Origin of the sequence: Vibrio sp. 10N.247.311.12 (genome assembly GCF_041467515.1) — a bacterium.
Classification (GTDB): domain Bacteria; phylum Pseudomonadota; class Gammaproteobacteria; order Enterobacterales; family Vibrionaceae; genus Vibrio; species Vibrio crassostreae_C.
In genome coordinates this window covers 1-20479 of sequence record NZ_JBFSUV010000043.1, presented here as the reverse complement: position 1 = coordinate 20479, position 20479 = coordinate 1, and the positions used below count along the sequence as shown (strand labels likewise).

Sequence of the window (20479 nt, the reverse complement as noted above, 5' to 3'; positions counted from 1 at the left end):
ACATGTTCCAACATAACAATATTCTACAAGGCGAGCTTGCAACGGAGTACAAAACCGTTATTGCGATGGTGCATATCTATTGCAAAGATCACCACGGTGAAGTTCGTCAGAATAACGCGTTATGTGAGGAGTGTGAGCAACTGTTGCGTTATGCCGAAACACGATTGGATAGATGTCCTTATGGCGAAGCAAAACCGACCTGTAATAAGTGTCCAATTCATTGCTATAAACCGGACCCGAAAGAGCAAATGCGTTTAGTGATGCGCTATGCCGGGCCAAGAATGCTACTTAAGCATCCTATTTTAGCGATCAGACATTTGATACATGAAAAGCGAAAAGTGCCTGAGAAGCCGCTGCCGAATGTGTCGAACCGCCATATCCGAATGAATAAGAAGTAACTGGCGTTTTAAAGTGGTTGCTGAAGAAACGAAAAAGGTCTGATTTCTCAGACCTTTTTGATGTAGATACGCTGCTATCTCAGCTTACATGTAGCCAAATAGCTTATGCCGGTTGAGGCTCGTCGGAGGTCACTGTGAGGTTGTTGATCCAGCGTCGGCTTAGGTAACGATGAGAACAAATTGCCAGTTTCACCACTTCTTCCACCAACATCAAACCATAGATGTATTTGAAATCCCATCCAGCGACAAACGCGCCGTAAACACATACTGGAATGCCGACCATCCACATCGCGATGAAATCCATACGCAGGCAGAACGCATTATCGCCGCCAGCGCGAATAATACCGTTGATGATCACCATGTTCAGCATACGAATCACCACAGCAAAACACATAATGGTCATTGCAGGTGAAGCGAGCGGGTAGAGCGCATCTGTAGAAAGGTTCAGCCATGTTAGAACATGCTCTTTGCCCATAAACAGTAGCAATCCAACAACCGCGCCAAATCCAACGACGGCTTTAATGAACGTCAGCCCCATACGCATTGCGTCATCAAACTCATCACGGCCTAATGAATGACCAAGCAACACTGAACACGCTACCGAAATACCAAAGAAAATCGAGTAACACAGTGATTCAAACGGCGCGAGCATAGAGAACACAGCAAGTTCCGTTGTGCCCATGTGACCGAAGATCATTTGGTACGCCATAGTACCCATTGCCCATAACACGGCATTCATCGTTAGTGGCAAAGCAATACGACGGTAAGACAACCATAATGACGGACGATGTGGTGAGCTAGGCGTAGCTAACAACCAGTGGTTACGCATGCGCATGTAGCCATACATCAAGCCAACTTGAATTGCGCGAGCGAGTGTCGTCGCCAGTGCTGCACCTGCTACGCCCATAGCGGGAATACCAAAGGCACCTTTGATTAGAACGAAGTTAAGCGCAATGTTGAGTGCAATAGTCACCGCGCCCAATAGTAGCGGGGTTACGGTGTCACCTGATGAGCGCATGCTTGCTTCTACCACGACGACAATGTGAGTCAGCAGTAGAACGGGGAAGCCATACCATAGGTAAGTCGCGCCAAGTTCAATCACGGTTTGATCGCTGGTTTGCAACATCATTAAAAACTTAGAACCAAGAGTGATGATTGCAGTAACAGGCAACAGAACTTTCAAGCCAAACACCATCGCGATAGATGATACTGTTCGAGCGCTTTTTCGGTCATTCTTTCCCCAGTATTGAGCAACTAATGTTCCGTTTGCTGAGGCCAACCCTGCCATAATCATAATAGCAACGAAGTGCCATTTTGATGCAATTCCCACAGCTGCAGCTGCTTCCATACCATAATCACTGACCATTAATACGTCAGCAAGGGCAAGAATAGCGACAAGCGCACTTTGCAAAGCAACAGGCAAACCAAGTTTAACGATACGAGGTAAGATGCTCTCTGGCTTGTTATTCATAGATGAGTTAGGGTTGATGTTAGTTGTCATAAGCTCTCCGATTTATGGCAGAACTATAGTGATTTGAGCGAAGTAACAACATGTTTAAAAAACAACAAAACCTGTGCGAATCCGTCATTGAGTCAATGAGACCAAAATCAACTTGGCATGATGATGTTTTTCTCGCCGAACAGTGCAAAGAACGTTTTTTGACCGTTGAAGATATTCCAGAGATGAAAAGCTTTGGTGTCTATATGGGCGGCATGGCGAAGCTATATGATGGCTACTGGGTTGAGCGCGAATCCGTTAATGTTCATACGTTGATTTTCACTATGGAAGGTGGCGGCATTCTAACAACCGCAACATCGGTCCAAGCGATTACGCCTTATACACTCGTGGTGCTTCCTGCTGAAACCCCATTTCGTTTTGAACTCGATCCTCAATATAATTATTGGAAAATGGCGTGGATGTTGACGCCCGACACTAAGCAATGGCAGCACATAGCTAGTTTAGGTCAGGGGATTGTGCCTTTTGGAGAGTGTGAGCAGATCTGGTCATTAATGAACTTGGTTTACTTTGAGATAGGCGGTAGAGCCAGTTACCGGAAGTTACTCTTGAGCGAAATTATCCGAACATTGACGGGGTTTGAGCCTAAGTCGACCAGCACCACTGCACGTGTTCAAGCGCTCTATAACGAAATTGAAAGTAGTCTGCATCAGCCATGGACAGTGGCAGGGATGGCTGAAAGAGTGTTCATCAGTGAAGAGCAACTCAATAGAGTCACCAAGACGCTATTCAACCTCTCACCACGCAGTAAATTGATTCAATTACGTATGGACAAAGCCACCAGTCTACTGAAATATCAAGATTGGTCAGTTTCTATGATTGCTAATCGCTTAGGCTACAAAGATCCTTATAACTTTTCGCATCGTTTCAAAAAGCATTTCGGTTTGTCACCCAGTCAATATCGAAAGAGCCATCGACTTCTTGGTTAGCCTTGCACGATGAAATGAGAAGTGTGGGAGAAGAAGGTTACATATAGGCATGAGTTGAAAAGGGCCCTTCGCTTAGACATAAAGTCTGAACTCGGAGCCCTAATGACACGCATCTAGTGTCTGTCTATTTAAGCTTACTCGCCTGCAATCTGTAGGTGAGAGCGCTTTAGGCTAGCAATCAACATGTAGATCGTTGTAGCAAGTAGAGACGCGAACAGGTAAGTGAACAATCCTGCTTGTGAATCCATAAAGCTGTCTGCAACGATTGGTCCCGCAACAGAACCGATGCTGTAGCAAAGTAGCATGATTTGAGTCACTGACACCAAGTAGCTTGGGTCAAGGTTACGGCAACCTAAGTTAATCGCGATTGGGTATAGCGCAAATGTGGCCATGCCTAATACGAACAAGCTCATGCCTAGTACGTAGAAATCGTGATTGATAGTCAGCACACCAATGCTTGCAACCCCTAGCAGGCAGAACAAAGCCATTAATAACACTTGTCCTACGTGGTGAGATAACCAAGTCACCATCGGCTGTACAGCCATACCACCCATGATAACCAAAGCCATCAAACCACCAATGTCTTCGTGTGCAATGTTACGTTGAGCAAGTTCAACTGGCATCAAGCCGTAAATCGCACCTAGCGTTAATCCGGAAACAATGCAGCCAATTAGCGCGCTGTGGCTTAATTTGCTGATCTGCTTTAAAGACAAAGATTGCGCATCGTGGATCTGTGGTGGAGTTGCTTGTCCGTACATCAGCACAATGATCGCACCAAACAGAAGGGTGAACATTGCGATGAAAGGTACGCCACCAGTAATACCTAAGTAACCGATACCAAGCTGACCAACTGCAGAACCGCCGTACAGTGAACACATGTAGATAGCGAGACGTTTTGCGCGTTGTGACTCGTCACCGCTCATTAGCCAAGACTCTACAATCACGAAGATACCTGCAACCGCCACACCAGCCACAAAGCGAGCTAGTAGCCATACTGCTTGGTGTGGGATCAATGGCAATACAAGGATCGTTGCGATGAACACACTCAATGCGATGACGAACGCATCTTTGTGGCCAACACGCGCAATGGCACGTTCAATCAATAATGTACCAGCCAGTAGACCTGCATAGAATGCACTCGCCAACCAACTCGATAGATCTTTGTCTAAGCCATACTCAGACAGCATTAATGGTAATGAACTCATTAAGTAGCCTGAAGCGATCGCGTAAAAAGACAATGCAATAACAGGAACAGTTATGCGAGTTGTTGGTTGGATGTTGTCCAATGCAGGAGCCTCTGATAGTAAAAGAAACGATGAATTTTCCGCGACTATGGGGGAGAAACTGAATTGGGTAAAACAAATAAAAATGGTCGTTAAGATAAAAGAAATTTATCGACCAACTAAACTAAAATACGGTTGCGATATTTGGTGGTTTGGCGAGATTTTATGCGGGCAAAAAGTCGTTAAGCCGTTGTTCATTGGTGGTTTAATTTAGAAAAAGATTGCAGCGTGATTGTCTTTTTATGATTTGGATTGAGTGGGATTTTAAGTGTTAGACCGTTTCTTTACGGTATTGACGTGGCGAGTTACCACTCCACTTACGAAAGGCATGACGAAAGTTAGCGCTATCAGAAAAGCCAACTCGTTCAGATATCTCTTCAATACTCATTCGAGTTGAAGAAAGGTAGTGCCGGGAAAGGTGAAAGCGAACATGGTCCAGTATCTTCTGATAGCTCGTATCCGCTGCTTTCAGGTGACGACGCAGAGTTCGAGAAGACATGCCCAGTTCTGAAGAAATGGATTCTATAGAAGGGTAACATCCTGGCCTTTCAATCAGCATCTGAGAGACTTTCTCTTTGAGGCTACTGGGTGCACTGACTTTTGCCAACATGTCATCACACGATTTTAAGCACATCTGTAAAGTGATGGGGTTGGCGGTAGGAAGAGATGAATACAAGGTGGTTGCGTCGAACTCCCATTCAAGCTGGTCACTATTGAATTCAACCGGGCAGCGGAAAATCTCTGTGTATAGATCGCCGTATTCAGGTTTTGGATAGGGGAAGCGGATCACTTGAGAAGGAAAGGGCTGCTGTAAGACCTCTTCGCACAAACTGTGTATCGCCGCGAACCAGTATTCACAACAAAAGGGCAGTAAAGAATCGAGTTCGATAAGTTGCTCTGCGCGAAAGTAACCAATGTTGTCTTCTACAGACATGGTTTTCCTGAGGACAGGGCCAGCAAGTTGCAGATACTTAAACCCGATTAAAAAGGCATCGAGTAGTGTTTCGCTGCTAAACACCGCATAACCGAGCACGCCGAAATCGCTGAACCTCGCTTGTTGGCCAACTTTAAGCCCCAATCCGTCTTCGTTGGAATTCGCTAACGCATTACTGAACACAGCAAGCTTTTGCGCCAAAGTGATGTGTGTATCGGGTGTGTTGAGTTGGAGAGCATCGATGTTACTGCCTTCGAGCAACTCTTCGATACTGAGAACAGGCGACAGGTAACGATGCAGCAACTGAAGATCCAGAATGCCGAATGCTTGCATGTCGGGTTCGTAAACTGCGGTGTATTCCATAAGCTGCCTCTTGTTGAATATCGATATCTTAACCGAACTTTTAACATTTACGCCTGTTGCTTGTTCTCACTTTCGCAAGCTTGTTCCAAATTTTGGTTTATGTGTGCAAGGTTTTATTGGGCTAGCGCAGGCTGTGTCCGAATATCACCGGTTTTTGTCTTTTTGAAACCTGTTCGAAATGTTATCGAAATGTTGTAATTTATTGGGCTGCACATTGGAGCGTCTCAAACATTTTGCTCAATAACGACTCTTATCTACATGACACACCAATGTGCAGGCTCGTGATGACAAGAAAGAGACTTATTACAACGATTAGAACGTCTACGGTGACCGTCACAAACAGGTCTAAGCCGCACAAGGAGATCATGGATGCACAATCTTGCTGTTAATTTGGAGCGTAGCGCTTCGCTTTTTCCAACTAAAGCCGCTCTGCGTATGGGATCGGATGAAATCAGTTTTTCTCAGTTAGAACAACTTTCTGGAAACGTGGCTGCTAACTTGAAAAGACTTGGGTTGCAGAACGGAGATAAGGTAGCGTTGTCATGCCCGAACGTGACTTACTTTCCGATAGCCTATTACGGGATTCTAAAAGCGGGTTGTGTAGTCGTGCCTTTGAACGTGCTATTCAAGGCCAGAGAGATCGCTTATCACCTTAATGACTCTAACGCGAAGGCCTATTTATGTTTTGACGGCAGTGAAGAGCTTCCCATTGGTCGCTATGGTTTACAAGGTTTTGAGCAGGCAAACCACTGTGAACACTTTGTCGAGATGCCTATCCCAACAAACACAGACACTACTTTAGAAAGTAATGAGGAGCATGAATCAATCGCTGATTGGTTGGCACAACCTTTTACTCCTTTTGAGTCTGTGGCTTGTCATGGCGATGATACCGCTGTGATCCTTTATACCTCTGGCACGACGGGTCAACCAAAAGGGGCTGAGCTTTCCCACACCAACATGCAAACCAATGCGATGTCGTCACAGTATCTAATGAGATTGGAGTACAGCGACACCACAATGGCTACACTGCCTTTATTCCATAGCTTCGGTCAGACGGTGATGATGAACGCGAGTGTCCTAACAGGGTCCACCATGGTGTTGATTCCTCGTTTTGAACCGCCATTGGTTATTGAACAGATCATTAGCCATAAAGTCAGCGTGTTTGCGGGTGTTCCTACTATGTATATCGCGCTATTAAAGGCGGGAGAAGAGTCTTCTGATAGTTTAGAAAACACAAGCAAACGCTCTGAACAGGTTAAACACAGCTTGAGGTTAGGTGTTTCTGGCGGTGCTTCTATGCCGCTTGAGGTTATACGACAGTTTGAATCTCGTTTTGAATTACCAGTCTTAGAAGGTTATGGGCTCTCGGAAACGGCGCCGGTTGCGACCTTTAATCATATTGATGGCGATCGTTTATCGGGTAGTGTCGGTCAGCCTTTATGTGGCCACCTCATCAAGATTACTGATATACAAGGCAACTCTGTCGCTATGGGTGAACTCGGCGAAGTCTGCATTAAAAGCCCAAGTGTGATGAAAGGCTATTATCAAAGGCCAGAGGCGACAGCTGAATCTATTCGTGATGGTTGGTTCTTAACGGGAGATATCGGTCGCGTCGATGAGCATGGCAATTTGTTCATTGTTGACCGTGTTAAAGACATGATTATTCGTGGTGGGTACAACGTTTATCCACGTGAAGTCGAAGAAGTGTTGATGTGTCACCCCGATGTCGAAATGGTCGCGGTGGTAGGCGAGCATCATGAACATTTAGGCGAGGAGATCCACGCGCATGTGGTTCTTCACGAACATACGCAATGTGATAGTGCCGCCTTGATAGCATGGTGTCGTGAGCAACTCGCCGACTACAAATACCCGCGTAAGGTATTCATTCGTAAAGCCTTACCCATGACAGCAACCGGAAAAATCTTGAAGCGTGAGTTACACCCACTAGAAATAGCGGAGATGGCAAATGGATAGTTATGATTTTATTATTGTTGGCGGTGGTTCAGCTGGGTGTGTGATGGCTTCTCGGCTGTCGGAAGATCCTGATGTGACGGTTTGCTTGTTAGAAGCGGGTGGTAAAGACACCAGCCCATTCATTCACACACCCGTTGGCGTGGTGGCGATGATGCCAACCAAACTCAATAATTGGGCATTCGAAACGGTTGAACAGCCGGGTTTGAACGGTCGTAAAGGCTATCAGCCTAGAGGTAAGACACTTGGCGGTTCTAGCTCTATCAATGCCATGATGTACGCTCGTGGACATCGCTATGACTACGATAGATGGGAAAGCTTGGGCAATGCTGGCTGGAACTATGAATCCTGTTTGCCTTACTTTAAGAAAGCAGAAAACAACGAAGTCCACCAAGATGAGTTCCATGGCCGAGGTGGTCCTCTTAATGTGGCCAATCTTAGATCGCCAAGCCCTATGTTGGAACGTTATTTAACGGCGTGTGAATCGATAGGTGTACCTCGCAATGAGGATATTAACGGCGCTGCTCAGTTTGGGGCGATGCCGACGCAGGTAACACAGCTGAATGGTGAACGATGCAGTGCTGCCAAGGCTTACTTAACGCCAAACCTTTCACGATCGAATCTCACGGTCGTGACTAAAGCCACCACACATAAGGTTTTGTTTGAATGCAAGAAGGCGATTGGTGTTGAATATGGTTCTAGCGGAAAGCGTTATCAGATACGATGCAACAAAGAAGTGATTCTTTCCGCTGGCGCGTTTGGTTCTCCCCAATTGCTGTTACTGTCTGGTGTCGGTGCTCAAACTGAACTAGAGACACATGGAATCGAACAGGTTCATGAATTACCTGGAGTGGGCAAGAACCTTCAAGATCATATCGACTTAGTACATTCGTATAAATGCAGTGAAAAGCGTGAAACTTTTGGTATCTCGCTGCAAATGGCCTCTGAAATGACCAAAGCCTTACCACTATGGCACAAAGAACGCCGCGGTAAAATGAGCAGTAATTTTGCAGAGGGAATAGGCTTTCTCTGTTCCGAAGATCATATCGCTGTACCGGATTTAGAGTTTGTATTTGTGGTCGCCGTGGTAGATGACCATGCTAGAAAAATTCATACCAGTCATGGCTTTACCTCTCATGTCACCTTATTGCGACCGAAGAGCTACGGCACCGTAACGCTCAATAGTAATGATCCCTATGATCCGCCTAAGATCGATCCTGCGTTTTTCAGTCATCCTGAAGACATGGAGATCATGATTAAGGGCTGGAAGAAGCAGTATCAAATGTTAGAGAGTTCCGCGTTTGATGATATCCGAGGCAATGCTTTCTACCCTGTGGACGCCAGTGATGACAAGGCTATCGAGCAAGATATTCGCAATCGTGCAGACACTCAGTATCACCCGATCGGGACCTGTAAAATGGGACCTAGTAGCGATTCTTTAGCTGTGGTAGATAAAGATCTCAAAGTTTATGGATTGGATAATTTGAGAGTCATTGATGCTTCTGTGATGCCGACACTGATTGGGGCAAACACCAATGCACCAACCATTATGATTGCTGAGAAAGTCGCAGATCAAATCAAACAGCAATACGGGTTTGGCAAGCAAGAATCTAATATTCAAGCGAAAGGCGAAGCTGTAGTTTTATTCAAGAAGTTAAGTGATAACCATAAATAAAACAGTAGGTTAGATAGTCTTGATTTGGTAAGACTCTCTAACCTATTTTTGTGTGCTTACTTAGAATTAAGTAATGCTAAATCAATAGCTTAACCAATAGTATTACTTAGTTAGTGCTTGATTAAGCCACTGATCAAATTGACCTTTTGGCAGTGCACCGTTAATCGTATCAACACGTTGACCGTTCTTGAACACCATCACCGTTGGGATGCTTCTGATTTGATACATAGCCGCCAGTTGCTGTTGAGCTTCGGTATCAATTTTAACAAATCGAACATCGCCAGCGCGCTCTTTAGCGACATCGCTAAATACAGGTGCGAAACCTACACATGGGTTGCACCATGTCGCCCAAAAATCGACAACGACAGGCTGTGAACTGTTCAAAATTGATTGGAAATTCAGTGACGTACCTTCGATTGGTGCACCGTCTAGAAGTGCGTTTTTGCACTTACCACAAGTAGGGCTTTCTGAAATTCTTTCTGAAGGAACTCGGTTTACGCCACCGCAAGAAGGGCAACGTGTGTTGAATGTAGACATAACTTTCTCTTTTTATTGCGTCTCCGTGCCTAACGCGATTTACGAATCATGTACGGAACGCTTATACTGTTTAAAACAAGAATAAGATACTCAAATAAAAACAAACAATAAACAGGTAAATGATGACAAAATTTTACGCTGAAATTACGGGCTGGGGAAAGTGTCTGCCACCAGCCGTGCTATCCAATGATGATTTAAGCACTTTCATTGATACGTCTGACGAGTGGATTCGTACTCGAACTGGTATCGAAAACCGTCGTATCAGTCATGTAAATACCTCTGAACTAGCAACTGTTGCTGCTCAACATGCAATGGCGTGTGCTGGTTTAACAGCCGAAGATATCGATCTTGTGATCGTAGCGACGTGCAGTCCAGATTCTCTTATTCCAAATACTGCGTCTAAAGTTCAACAGAACCTAGGCATCAAGAGTGCAGCGGCTTTTGACCTTAATGCGGCGTGTACGGGCTTCATTTACGGTGTTGAAACTGCAACTCGATTGATTCAGGCGGGCAACTACCGCAATGCGATCGTTGTGGGTGCAGAGCGTCTTTCATTCTTCATCGACTGGACCAAGCGTGATACTGCGGTTCTATTCGGTGATGGTGCGGGTGCAGTCGTACTTTCTCGCACTGAAGAGCAAGTTGGTCTCCAAGAAGCGCAAATCGGCTGTGATGCTGAAGGCCGAGATATTCTAGCAGTGCCTAAGTTTGGTACTTCTATGGACCGTTTTGCGGCTGATAACGGTTACTGGGACTTCGATTTCGTAGGTAAAGAGATCTTCAAACGTGCGGTTAAAGGCATGGGTGCAGCAGCACACACGGTATTGAGCCGTACTGGCATCTCAACAGACAACATCGATGTTGTGATTCCACACCAAGCAAATATCCGTATCATTCAAACTCTGTGTGATATGGCGGGCATTGAGCGTGAGAAAGCGTTTGTGAACATTCAAAACTACGGCAACACGTCGGCAGCGACCGTGCCAATTGCATTATGTGAATCACTAGAGCAGGGTTTTGTTAAGCCTAATTCAAATATCCTGGTTGCAGCATTTGGTGCTGGTTTAACTTGGGGGGCAGGCCACATTAAATGGGGTAACCGTGTTGAGCCGTTAGGTCAATCAGATGCCAAACTGCCAGAAGTGGAACAATCAGCATTAGAGCTACTAGAGAAGGCCATTTTACACTGTAAAACGCGCCCTAACTCAGAAAGCGAGTAGCAGTTATGGTGCAAGTTCGTCTAATGGATAAAGCCGACCTTGATGGTGCGGCTTTAGTTCACCAAGCTACTTTTGTTCGACAACAAAACTCGAAGGATTGGTTACAATGTAACTTAAATGCTGCGCCACGCTTTCTTAACTTTGTTGCAGAAAGTGAAGGTGAGATTGTTGGTTACATTATATGGGTTCAAAAGAGTGGGTTTAGGCGTGAAGCTGTTTTAGAGTTGGAGCAACTTGCTGTGTTACCGAGTGCGCAAGGGCAAGGGTTGGGTAAAAAGCTGATTCTAGATTCTTTGCCTCTAGTGAAGCACAAACTTGCAGAGAAAGGCTCGACACTAAAACATGTATTAGTGACCACCAGGGCGGACAACTTTGCACAAAAACTGTATCAATCTACATTGGGTGCAGAAGTCGAAACCACGATTTCAAATCTGTACTCTGCGGATGAAGTGCTTATGATAGCTCGCAATGTCGGTGAGCGAATCTAATCGCTGAGTTCTTAGAACCATTATTATCAGCGGCATAACTCGATTAACGTTTTATTAGGGGCTTCTGTAGCCCTTTTGTTATTTCTTAGGAAGTATTTTGAAGAAAGTTTTAGCAATTGGCTACGTTTGGCCAGAACCGAATTCATCGGCGGCTGGCAGCCATATGATGTCACTTTTACGACTGTTCAAGAGACAAGGTTGGCCCGTTGAGTTCGCAACGCCAGCTCAAGAAACCGAGCATATGATTGATCTTTCTGAAGAGGGCATTACAAGCCAATCTATTCAGCTAAATTGCGATAGCTTTGACCAGTACATCGAAGAGCTGCAACCTGATGTTGTCATGTTTGACCGCTTTATGATGGAAGAGCAATTCGGCTGGCGCGTCGAGAAGGTATGTCCCAATGCCTTTAAGCTACTGGATACTGAAGATTTACAATTCCTACGCAATGCTCGACATGAAGCTGTTAAGAAAGAGACAGAGTTAACGAAAGAGCACCTGTACAGTGACTTGGCGAAACGTGAAATCGCTGCAATCCTGCGCTGTGATCTTTCGTTGATCATCTCAAGTTACGAGATGGAATTGCTCCAATCTGAGTTCAATATCGATCCAAAACTATTACATCACCTGCCGTTCATGGTTGATCTCAACACGTTGCCTGAAAGTACGAAAAGCTTTGAAGAACGTAAGCATTTCATGACGATAGGTAATTTTAGACATGCGCCTAACTGGGATGCAGTGCTTCAGTTACAGAAGATTTGGCCGAAGATTCGCAAACAGCTGCCTGACACTGAACTTCATATTTATGGATCGTATCCGCCACCAAAAGCGACCGCATTACACAACCCTAAAACCGGTTTCCATATCAAAGGTTGGGCGAAAGATGCTCAAGAAGTGATGGAGCAGGCACGTGTGTGTGTCGCTCCACTACGTTTTGGTGCGGGCATTAAAGGTAAGTTGCTTGATGCAATGAAGCTTCAAACTCCAAACGTGACTAGTGAAATTGGTAGTGAAGGCATGTTGCCGAAAGGTGAGTTGCAATGGCCGGGCGCGGTAGCAGACGATATCGACGCGTTTGTTGAACAAACAGTTGCTCTTTATAAAGATGAAGAGAAGTGGCTCAAGGCTCAAAGCCAGTGTCATTCAATTCTTGAAGCGCACTACGAACAGAACCAACTGGGCGACAAATTGATCGAGCGATTGATTGCGCTAGAGTCTGAGCTTGAGTCTCACCGGCTGGATAACTTCTTTGGCTCTATGCTGAAGCACCACAGCATGGCGAGCACTAAGTACATGTCGCAGTGGATTGCTGAGAAGAACAAGATCAAATAGCTGTTCTTTACCAAAGACAGAATAAATCTTAAGCCCTTAGGTTAACACCTAGGGGCTTTTTTCATGCAGGGCGCTTGTTAATTCCAGACTTACAAAACGACACATACTCGCAGTACATTAGCATTGACTAATTTATATTTATTAGTAAACTCTAATTTATAGGTTGTTATGAGTTTATGATGTTTGTGGATAGGAGAGGTTTGTGCTTAGTTTGATTCCTTGGGATGCTTTTTTCGGCGGCATGTTGTTAGGCGTGTCGGCCATTGTTTTAATGTTGGGGATTGGTCGAGTTGCTGGCATTAGTGGCATTGTCAGCCGATTATTGCCAACTGGCACCAGCAACAAAGAACGTAAAGATGCGGATACAGCAAACACCGAAAAACACTGGCGTATCGCCTTTGTTGTGGGAATGGTCGCAAGTGGTTGGCTATTAATTCCGACGGGCTACCAACTTCCGCAGTTAGAAGAGATGAATCTCGCTTTAGTGATTATTGCTGGCCTTCTGGTGGGCTTTGGTACTAAAACAGCGAACGGTTGTACTAGCGGGCATGGCATTGTCGGAATGGCGCGTTTATCTAAACGTTCTATTGTTGCGACCTGTGTATTTATGGGTGTGGCAATCGTAACCGTGTTTATCAAGAATCTGACTGGCTTGGGGGCATAATGAAAAACGCTTCATTTACTATCGTTATCGGTTTGGTCGCAGGTATTCTTTTTGGCTCTGGCATGATCATCTCAGGGATGGTTGATCCTGAGAAGGTACTCGGCTTCTTAGACATTACCGGTAACTGGGACATTAGTTTGGCATTCGTCATGGGTGGCGCGCTATTGGTCTTTGCACCGTTTTATCATCTGGTCATTAAAAAGCGCGCTAAAGCCATCAATGGCGAGCCGTTAGATAGCCGTAACAATCCGTTGATAGACAGAAAGCTGATTCTTGGATCTACAGCGTTTGGCTTAGGCTGGGGGATTGCAGGCTTTTGCCCAGGCCCTGCGGTAACCAGCCTAAGTGGCGGCAACCCGACGGTGTGGGTGTTTATGATAAGCATGCTGGTGGGAATGTGGCTGGCGGATCGTATGAACAAAACGTGTTAGTAGCAAGCTTATAGCTGATTACATTGGCTTTGACGTTATCCGTTCTGAGCTGACCAAGCATAGAGGTTGACTCGCTTTCAGCACGAAAGTCAGTCAGCCTCTTTCTATATTTACTGTTTCTATTATTTTCAGTTATCTACAATCTGCTGTTATCTAAAATCTACTATTTAATAGTTGTTGAAACTGGGCAGTGGTCACTGAGTTTGTAGTCCAGAACATCTTGTGTTTCAAATACCTTCTGCTTTGCAGGAGAAGCATTTAGCGACTCACTCACCACAATATGATCAATAACAGAGCGGAACTGATGTGTGCGATAATTGTTGCGGTTAGAGCGTACCTTACAATCTGCACGGGTCTTTCGTGTCGCTAACTGCGCATCAGTATATTGTGATAACTCTTTCCACATCCAATCTCGTGAGTAAGCGAGGTTATGGTTAAAGTCGCCAAGAATGGCGTAGTCTTCGTTATTGCGCTCTCTTTGCTTTATCCACTTGTTCAGTTGCTGAGCTTGCTCTTTTAAACGAGAGCAATCGCGGTTGGACTTATACGCTCCGCTACAACCTGCCTTTAAATGCACAGACAACATGTGAATGGGTTTAAAGTTTGTTTCTACAACGATATAGCTGGCAAACCTAAGTTTACTGTTGGATGTGGTTTCAAGTGGAAAGTCAGCGTAGTCGGTGAGGGCTACTCCTTTACGAACTGCAAATCCCGTGTATTGGTTCACTTCTTTAAATTGGCGGTTGCTGTTCTTAGATAGCGCCCGGTCAGACATCAATATCTTGTATTGATCACCAGCCACACGCTGAATGGCATTTACGTTATCGACTTCTTGAAACGCAACCACGTCTGCGTCTAAGGATTGAAAATAAGTTGCGAGTTTGTCGAAATCAGCTTGATCACGTTTGTCAGAAAACTTATTCACAGCCTCGTTGGTTGATAACCATTCGATATTCCAACTGGATATGGTCAAAGGTTCAGCAAATGTCTGGCTACTGAGTAAGCAGCCTAACATTATCCAGTTTTGAAGTCGTTTCATGCCAAATATCCCTAATTTTGTCTGCCAATATTGATGAGCCGTTATCCTACAACACTTACCAAAAATTCAACTCTTTTTAGGAGTTTTTTTATTGTTACATTGTTTCTTTTCGACTTGAGAACTAGCGTAATAATATTGAATTGATCTTAGTCAGCGTTCTCTTTTTATTGATCCAAATCAATACTCAAAGTTGGTGGTTCTCGTTAAATACGCCACAATATCTAGTGTTAGTTAAACGATAAATCGCTCTATATAGTGTGTTTGTGGATAAGTCTGTGAATACCTCAAGAGTAAGGAGAAGTGGTGAAATCAATCGTAATCAAGCGTGATGGCTCAAGAGCTCCATTCAGTAGAGATCGCATCCAAGCTGCAGTGGAAGCAGCATCAGACAAAGCCGATAAGGAAATTGCTATTTATGCACTGAATGTGGCATTAGCAGTTGAGTTGAAGCTCGAAGACTACGATGAAGTTCATATCTCTGAAATTCAAACCATGGTCGAGAACGAGCTAATGCAGGGACCATACAAGTCTCTGGCTCGTGCCTACATTGAATATCGTCATGACCGCGACATCGCCCGTGAGAAGCAAAGCGCTTTAACTCGTGAGATCGAAGGTTTGATCGAAGAAAGCAACGTTGATCTAATCAATGAAAACGCGAACAAAGATGGCAAAGTAATCCCAACTCAGCGTGACCTGCTGGCGGGTATCGTGGCTAAACACTATGCGAAAACTCACATTTTGCCACGTGATATCGTACATGCTCACGAATGTGGTGATATTCACTACCACGATCTAGACTACGCACCGTTCTTCCCAATGTTTAACTGCATGCTTATCGATCTGAAAGGCATGTTAACGCATGGCTTCAAGATGGGTAACGCGGAAATCGACACACCTAAGTCTATTTCTACGGCGACAGCGGTAACCGCGCAGATCATCGCGCAAGTGGCGAGTCACATCTACGGCGGCACAACGATTAACCGCATCGATGAGGTTCTTGAACCTTACGTTATGGCGAGCTACGAGAAGCACTTATCGCTAGCGAAAGAGTGGGACATTCATAGCCCAGAAGCTTTTGCTATCTCTCGCACAGAGAAAGAGTGTTACGACGCGTTCCAATCTCTGGAGTACGAAGTAAACACGCTGCACACCGCTAATGGACATTATGTTGTAAAGCACTTTATGGAAATCTTATGTGTGTGTGCGTACTACCTAGAGAAAGAAAACCTCACGTTAGCCCTGCAAGCCTTTAAAACACTTAATTCAACGACACTACAGAATTCATTTCACCTAGCTGAGCTGGCTGTTTTTTCGAGAGAGCACTCTCGTGAGCTTGAGAAGAAGCAAAACTTACAAAAACAAGCCTTTCAAATCGCAGCTTAAAAACTAAAACTATAAGGAGAAATGAACATGATTATGAAACAACACGAATCAGCAGTTGTGGTTAAACGTGATGGCGCAAAAGCTATCTTCAACGCTCAACTGATTAAGAATGCTGTTCAGTCAGCAGCAGAGAGTATTAACTGCATCAATCGCGAACTAGGCGATATCGTTGCTGCTAATGTATGCGAAAAAATGAATGGTAAAGCCGAGGTCGAGATCTCTGAGATCCAGTCTCTGGTAGAAAAAGAACTAATGCATGTCGATGAAGATGTGGCTCGTGCTTACATTGAGTATCGTCATGACCGTGATATACAACGTGAAAAAGCAAGTGCATTAAGTGCTGAAATTTCTGGTTTAGTAGATCAAAGCAACGCTGACCTACTGAATGAAAATGCAAATAAGGATGGCAAGGTAATTCCTACACAGCGCGATCTTCTTGCTGGTATTATCTCTAAGCACTATGCAAAGCACCACATGCTACCGCGTGACATCGTTCAAGCACATGAGAATGGTGAGATCCATTACCATGATCTGGATTACTCTCCATTCTTCCCGATGTTCAACTGCATGATTGTAGATCTAGAGAACATGCTGAAGAACGGTTTCCGCATGGGTAATGCAGAAATCGACACACCTAAGTCAATCCAAACAGCAACAGCTGTTACTGCCCAAATAGTAGCGCAAGTAGCTAGCCATACTTATGGTGGTACTACACTTAATCGTCTCGATGAGGTATTAGCACCTTACGTAACGATTAGTCATCAGAAGCACCTAGATACAGCTAAAGAATGGGATGTGCCAAACCCTGAAGATTACGCACGTAAACTAACAGAGAAAGAAGTCTATGATGCCTTCCAATCTCTTGAATACGAGATCAATACGCTTTTCTCAAGTAATGGGCAGACTCCCTTCCTTTCTGTGAACCTAGGGCTAGGTACTAGCTGGGAATCTAAACTTATCCAGAAGTCTATTTTCCAAAATAGAATCAAGGGCTTGGGTAAAAACAAGAAGACTGCTGTTTTCCCTAAACTACTGTTCACTATCAAAGATGGCGTTAACCTTAAGAAGGAAGACCCAAACTACGATATTAAGGAACTAGCTCTAGAGTGTGCTTCGAAACGCATGTATCCAGACATTCTGAACTACGACAAAGTTGTAGAGGTCACAGGTTCATTTAAGGCACCAATGGGCTGTCGTAGCTTCCTAGGTCGTTATGTCGACGAGAATGGTAATGAAATACACGAAGGACGTAACAACCTTGGTGTAGTAAGCCTTAACCTACCTCGCATCGCCATTGAAGCTAACGGTGATGAGGCTAAGTTTTACGAAATCATGGAACAGCGCACTGAGCTTGTTCGTCGTGCATTAGAGACGCGTATTGATCGCCTTCGTGGTGTTAAGGCACGTGTTGCTCCAATCCTTTACACAGAGGGTGCCTTAGGTGTTCGTCTGAACCCTGATGACGAAGTGCTAGACATCTTCAAAAATGGCCGTGCATCAATCTCAATGGGATACATCGGTATTCACGAGACCATTAATGCTCTTTATGCTCAAGATGGTGAGCACATCTTTGATGACGAAACGCTTCGTCAGAAAGGTATCGAAATCGTTAAGTTCCTGAAGAACAAAGTTGACGGCTGGAAAGAGCAAAGTGGATGGGGCTACAGCTTATATAGCACGCCTTCTGAAAACCTGTGTACTCGCTTCTGCGCACTAGACACTAAAGAGTTTGGTGTACTAGGTAGCGTTACAGATAAAGGATACTACACGAATAGCTTCCACCTTGATGTGCAGAAGAAAGTTAACCCCTACGACAAGATCGATTTCGAGATGCCATACCCGGAGCTAGCGAGTGGAGGCTTCATCTGTTACGGCGAGTTCCCTAACATGCAGCGCAATATTGAAGCTCTAGAGAATGTCTGGGACTACAGCTATGACCGAGTTCCTTATTACGGAACTAACACTCCGATTGATGAGTGTTACGAGTGTGGGTTCACAGGAGAGTTCGAGTGTACAAGCAAGGGCTTTACATGCCCTAAGTGCGGCAACCATGATCCTAAGAATGTATCTGTTACACGCCGTGTTTGTGGATACTTGGGCTCGCCAGATGCTCGACCGTTTAACTCTGGTAAGCAAGAAGAAGTTATTCGCCGTGTTAAACACATGTAGAAGCTAATGAATTACCATAAGTATCAACAAGTTGATGTTGTAAATGGTGAAGGCACACGTTGCACCCTGTTTGTAGCAGGGTGCGAACATAACTGCCGAGGTTGCTATAACAAATCAACGTTAAATCCCAATTCTGGTCATCCATTTACACAAGAAATGGAAGACCAGATTATCACAGACCTGAAAGATACGCGTATCAAGAGGCGTGGACTGTCACTATCAGGCGGTGATCCTCTACATCCAGCAAACATTGCCAGCATTTATAAACTGGTACTTAGGGTGAAGGAGGAATGTCCAGACAAAGATATTTGGATGTGGACGGGTTATACCATGGATGAACTATCTTCAGAGCAAAAAGTGATAGTAGAACACATCGATGTTTTAATTGATGGAAAGTTTGAGCAAGATAGGTACGACCCAGAACTACTGTGGCGTGGAAGCTCTAATCAAATCATACATAGATTCAGTATTTAGATGGTTTATGCACTGTCAGTGCTCTACGTATGATGCCAAATAAATGGCAGGTTTTCCTGACACGCTATTTCGGTTTGGGACAAAAGCGAGTTCGCCAACATCCAAATATAGCTAAGTTTAGTTAGCTAGTTACTTAAAAATCGATAATGAATGATATAGTTTGATATATAAACTTATTAGTAAAACAGGTAGAACATGCCTTGGACTAAACAGGAAATTCACCGCCGTATTGTTGCTCTTTATTCACATGGTGATCCGTCTATTGAAGGCTTTAATTCTGAGCTTTCAAATCAAGAGCATTACAAAAGAACAATAGATGGCTTAAAGCAGGAAGTTTTACAAAGGACGTTCAGTAAATATGCAGTTCAGATTGAAATAGCTTATCTAGTTGTTGTTCATAATGAAATTAATTTACTAAATGAAATTGGATTTGATAGCCTACGGAAAATGGATTTCGCTAAGTTCAGATCTTATGTTGGAGCGTCGTTCAGTGCAAAGCATCAAAGATGGTCTCCAAATCCAGATGGCCGAAAAATGGCACTGCATAAACTGGGTTTAGATGAGGAAACTGATATTTCGTTTACGGAGTTCTCTAAGCTAGTTGTAGAAGACTTACAAGGTCGTTCCACTAGGAGCAGAAAAGCCTACCTGCAAGGCGGTTAATTAAACTGCAGAATGACAGTTGGTAAACCTATAAGGTGCAATAAGATCCAGAACTTAGGGGCAGAAAGCGACTTAGGGTAAGTAGCCATCCTATTATTCATGAACTTTACCTTTGGATAATATCTTGTTTGGTTTTTTGACTTTGTCAGTATACGCTAGAGCTGAGTAGTAATTTGTATTTATTCGACGGTTAATCATGGTTACAGCGAGTACAAGTCTGGCTAAGCGCCGACATAATGAAAAAAAATCGTCTTTTGCATCTTTCGAATCGCATAGTAAAAAGATGTCGAAACAGACTATACGGAATAACCGTCTAGCTGAGTTTGTTGTCACTTTGATGAGGGGAAGATGGGATAAGGTAGACGCACTGAAAGCTACTGAGGCTAAATTTGAACTATCTGCTAATCAAGTCCGTAGCGGGTTACATGAGTATATAAATCGTACTGGTACGTTCCATGGGAATATCACAAACCCAAGCGAGGTTGAAGCTCTTATAGGCAATATGGAAAAAAGAAAGTCGAACAAATATGCATAGTTATATAAATAATTTTCTGTTCGGTTCAGGCGGGCTATGTACTTAGGCTAGCGACCCTACTAAGGCCGGGTTACTAATCCCCAGTCCGCCAATAGTTTCGACGACTGAAGCTAGTGCTGTTTTTGCAAATCTTTCTACTTTATCCATAATTCTACCCTTCTTACCAAGGCTACGGCTTGGCTCCGATGTTGTTAGCAATAATAGGTTTTTGGTTAAGTTCATACCTACCAACAAAAAAAAGGCGGATGGTTCAATAGTAACCAGTGCGGCTTCTGACACCGCGTCGCTGCCCGCTAGCCTAAGCACACAGATATAAAATGCTAAATGAGATCTCACTTTTCGTCAAATATTTACGTGAAGTACCAGTTGCATGTTCTGGCGCTAAATTAAGGAATATGATCACCAAGCTTAGGGACAATAGCCAGGGCAAGATTACGAAGCCCCTTGCCCTGCAAGGACTTGCGAAAGGTAAGCGTT

The 20479-nt window shown here is 44.4% G+C and carries 18 protein-coding genes and 1 pseudogene; 14 read left to right on the top strand and 5 right to left on the bottom strand.

Annotated elements, in window-relative coordinates:
- The first annotated feature begins 2 nt into the window (after positions 1-2).
- Entirely contained in the window at positions 3-398 is a 396-nt protein-coding gene (locus AB6E30_RS17595; RefSeq protein ID WP_017060975.1) for a nitrous oxide-stimulated promoter family protein, read from the top strand.
- A 103-nt stretch (positions 399-501) separates the two neighbouring features.
- Here the strand turns inward: AB6E30_RS17595 and AB6E30_RS17590 are convergent, their stop codons facing one another.
- Positions 502-1899, bottom strand: a complete 1398-nt coding sequence (locus tag AB6E30_RS17590) for an MATE family efflux transporter (RefSeq protein ID WP_372104653.1) — start codon at positions 1897-1899, stop codon at positions 502-504.
- Between the two features lie 50 nt (positions 1900-1949).
- Here AB6E30_RS17590 and AB6E30_RS17585 point away from each other — a divergent pair, with 50 nt between their 5' ends.
- Positions 1950-2843 carry a helix-turn-helix transcriptional regulator gene (locus AB6E30_RS17585; protein ID WP_372104650.1) on the top strand — a complete coding sequence of 298 codons (894 nt, stop codon included), beginning with the start codon at positions 1950-1952 and terminating at the stop codon, positions 2841-2843.
- 134 nt (positions 2844-2977) lie between these two features.
- Here the strand turns inward: AB6E30_RS17585 and AB6E30_RS17580 are convergent, their stop codons facing one another.
- A complete protein-coding gene (locus AB6E30_RS17580) occupies positions 2978-4129 on the bottom strand; it encodes an MFS transporter (RefSeq protein ID WP_029235229.1) in 1152 nt (383 codons plus the stop codon).
- Here AB6E30_RS17580 and AB6E30_RS17575 point away from each other — a divergent pair.
- Positions 4101-4340: a hypothetical protein gene (locus tag AB6E30_RS17575; protein WP_017060129.1), complete on the top strand. Its 240-nt coding sequence runs from the start codon at positions 4101-4103 to the stop codon at positions 4338-4340. The genes AB6E30_RS17580 and AB6E30_RS17575 overlap by 29 nt on opposite strands.
- A 57-nt stretch (positions 4341-4397) precedes the next feature.
- Here the strand turns inward: AB6E30_RS17575 and AB6E30_RS17570 are convergent, their stop codons facing one another.
- Positions 4398-5423, bottom strand: a complete 1026-nt coding sequence (locus tag AB6E30_RS17570; protein ID WP_017060128.1) for an AraC family transcriptional regulator — start codon at positions 5421-5423, stop codon at positions 4398-4400.
- A 369-nt stretch (positions 5424-5792) separates the two neighbouring features.
- Here AB6E30_RS17570 and AB6E30_RS17565 point away from each other — a divergent pair, with 369 nt between their 5' ends.
- Both AB6E30_RS17565 and AB6E30_RS17560 read left to right on the top strand, forming a co-directional pair.
- Positions 5793-7397 (top strand): long-chain fatty acid--CoA ligase, encoded by a 1605-nt coding sequence (locus tag AB6E30_RS17565; protein ID WP_372104647.1) that lies wholly within the window; start codon positions 5793-5795, stop codon positions 7395-7397.
- On the top strand, positions 7390-9069 hold the full coding sequence (locus AB6E30_RS17560) for a GMC family oxidoreductase (protein WP_372104644.1): 1680 nt from the start codon (positions 7390-7392) through the stop codon (positions 9067-9069). Before AB6E30_RS17565 ends, AB6E30_RS17560 begins: the two co-directional genes overlap by 8 nt.
- 102 nt (positions 9070-9171) lie before the next feature.
- Here the strand turns inward: AB6E30_RS17560 and trxC are convergent, their stop codons facing one another.
- Positions 9172-9606, bottom strand: a complete 435-nt coding sequence (trxC, locus tag AB6E30_RS17555) for a thioredoxin TrxC (protein WP_017060125.1) — start codon at positions 9604-9606, stop codon at positions 9172-9174.
- Between the two features lie 122 nt (positions 9607-9728).
- Between trxC and AB6E30_RS17550 the strand changes: the two genes are divergently transcribed.
- From AB6E30_RS17550 to AB6E30_RS17530, 5 genes are all read left to right on the top strand, one after another.
- Positions 9729-10826, top strand: a complete 1098-nt coding sequence (locus AB6E30_RS17550; RefSeq protein WP_372104672.1) for a ketoacyl-ACP synthase III — start codon at positions 9729-9731, stop codon at positions 10824-10826.
- Positions 10827-10849: 23 nt separating this feature from the next.
- On the top strand, positions 10850-11314 hold the full coding sequence (locus AB6E30_RS17545) for a GNAT family N-acetyltransferase (protein ID WP_372104669.1): 465 nt from the start codon (positions 10850-10852) through the stop codon (positions 11312-11314).
- A 97-nt stretch (positions 11315-11411) separates the two neighbouring features.
- Complete coding sequence (locus tag AB6E30_RS17540; protein ID WP_372104642.1) at positions 11412-12644, top strand: glycosyltransferase; 1233 nt, start codon at positions 11412-11414, stop codon at positions 12642-12644.
- Positions 12645-12846: 202 nt separating this feature from the next.
- Positions 12847-13308 (top strand): YeeE/YedE family protein, encoded by a 462-nt coding sequence (locus AB6E30_RS17535; RefSeq protein WP_010429747.1) that lies wholly within the window; start codon positions 12847-12849, stop codon positions 13306-13308.
- Positions 13308-13739, top strand: coding sequence for a YeeE/YedE family protein (locus AB6E30_RS17530; protein WP_016787649.1), 432 nt, complete (start codon positions 13308-13310; stop codon positions 13737-13739). Before AB6E30_RS17535 ends, AB6E30_RS17530 begins: the two co-directional genes overlap by 1 nt.
- Before the next feature lie 163 nt (positions 13740-13902).
- On the opposite strand, the gene AB6E30_RS17525 is transcribed toward AB6E30_RS17530, so the two are convergent.
- Positions 13903-14778 carry an endonuclease/exonuclease/phosphatase family protein gene (locus tag AB6E30_RS17525; protein WP_017064569.1) on the bottom strand — a complete coding sequence of 292 codons (876 nt, stop codon included), beginning with the start codon at positions 14776-14778 and terminating at the stop codon, positions 13903-13905.
- Positions 14779-15081: 303 nt separating this feature from the next.
- On the opposite strand from AB6E30_RS17525, the pseudogene nrdD (AB6E30_RS17520) reads away from it, so the two are divergent.
- The 4 genes and pseudogenes from nrdD (AB6E30_RS17520) to AB6E30_RS17505 all read left to right on the top strand — a co-directional run.
- Positions 15082-15939: pseudogene (gene nrdD / locus AB6E30_RS17520) on the top strand (anaerobic ribonucleoside-triphosphate reductase); the annotation flags it as partial.
- Positions 15940-16188: 249 nt separating this feature from the next.
- Positions 16189-18330 carry an anaerobic ribonucleoside-triphosphate reductase gene (nrdD, locus tag AB6E30_RS17515; RefSeq protein ID WP_372104639.1) on the top strand — a complete coding sequence of 714 codons (2142 nt, stop codon included), beginning with the start codon at positions 16189-16191 and terminating at the stop codon, positions 18328-18330.
- 6 nt (positions 18331-18336) lie between these two features.
- A complete protein-coding gene (gene nrdG, locus AB6E30_RS17510) occupies positions 18337-18804 on the top strand; it encodes an anaerobic ribonucleoside-triphosphate reductase-activating protein (protein ID WP_372104637.1) in 468 nt (155 codons plus the stop codon).
- A gap of 195 nt (positions 18805-18999) precedes the next feature.
- Complete coding sequence (locus AB6E30_RS17505) at positions 19000-19467, top strand: hypothetical protein (RefSeq protein WP_372104634.1); 468 nt, start codon at positions 19000-19002, stop codon at positions 19465-19467.
- Positions 19468-20479: the final 1012 nt, after the last annotated feature.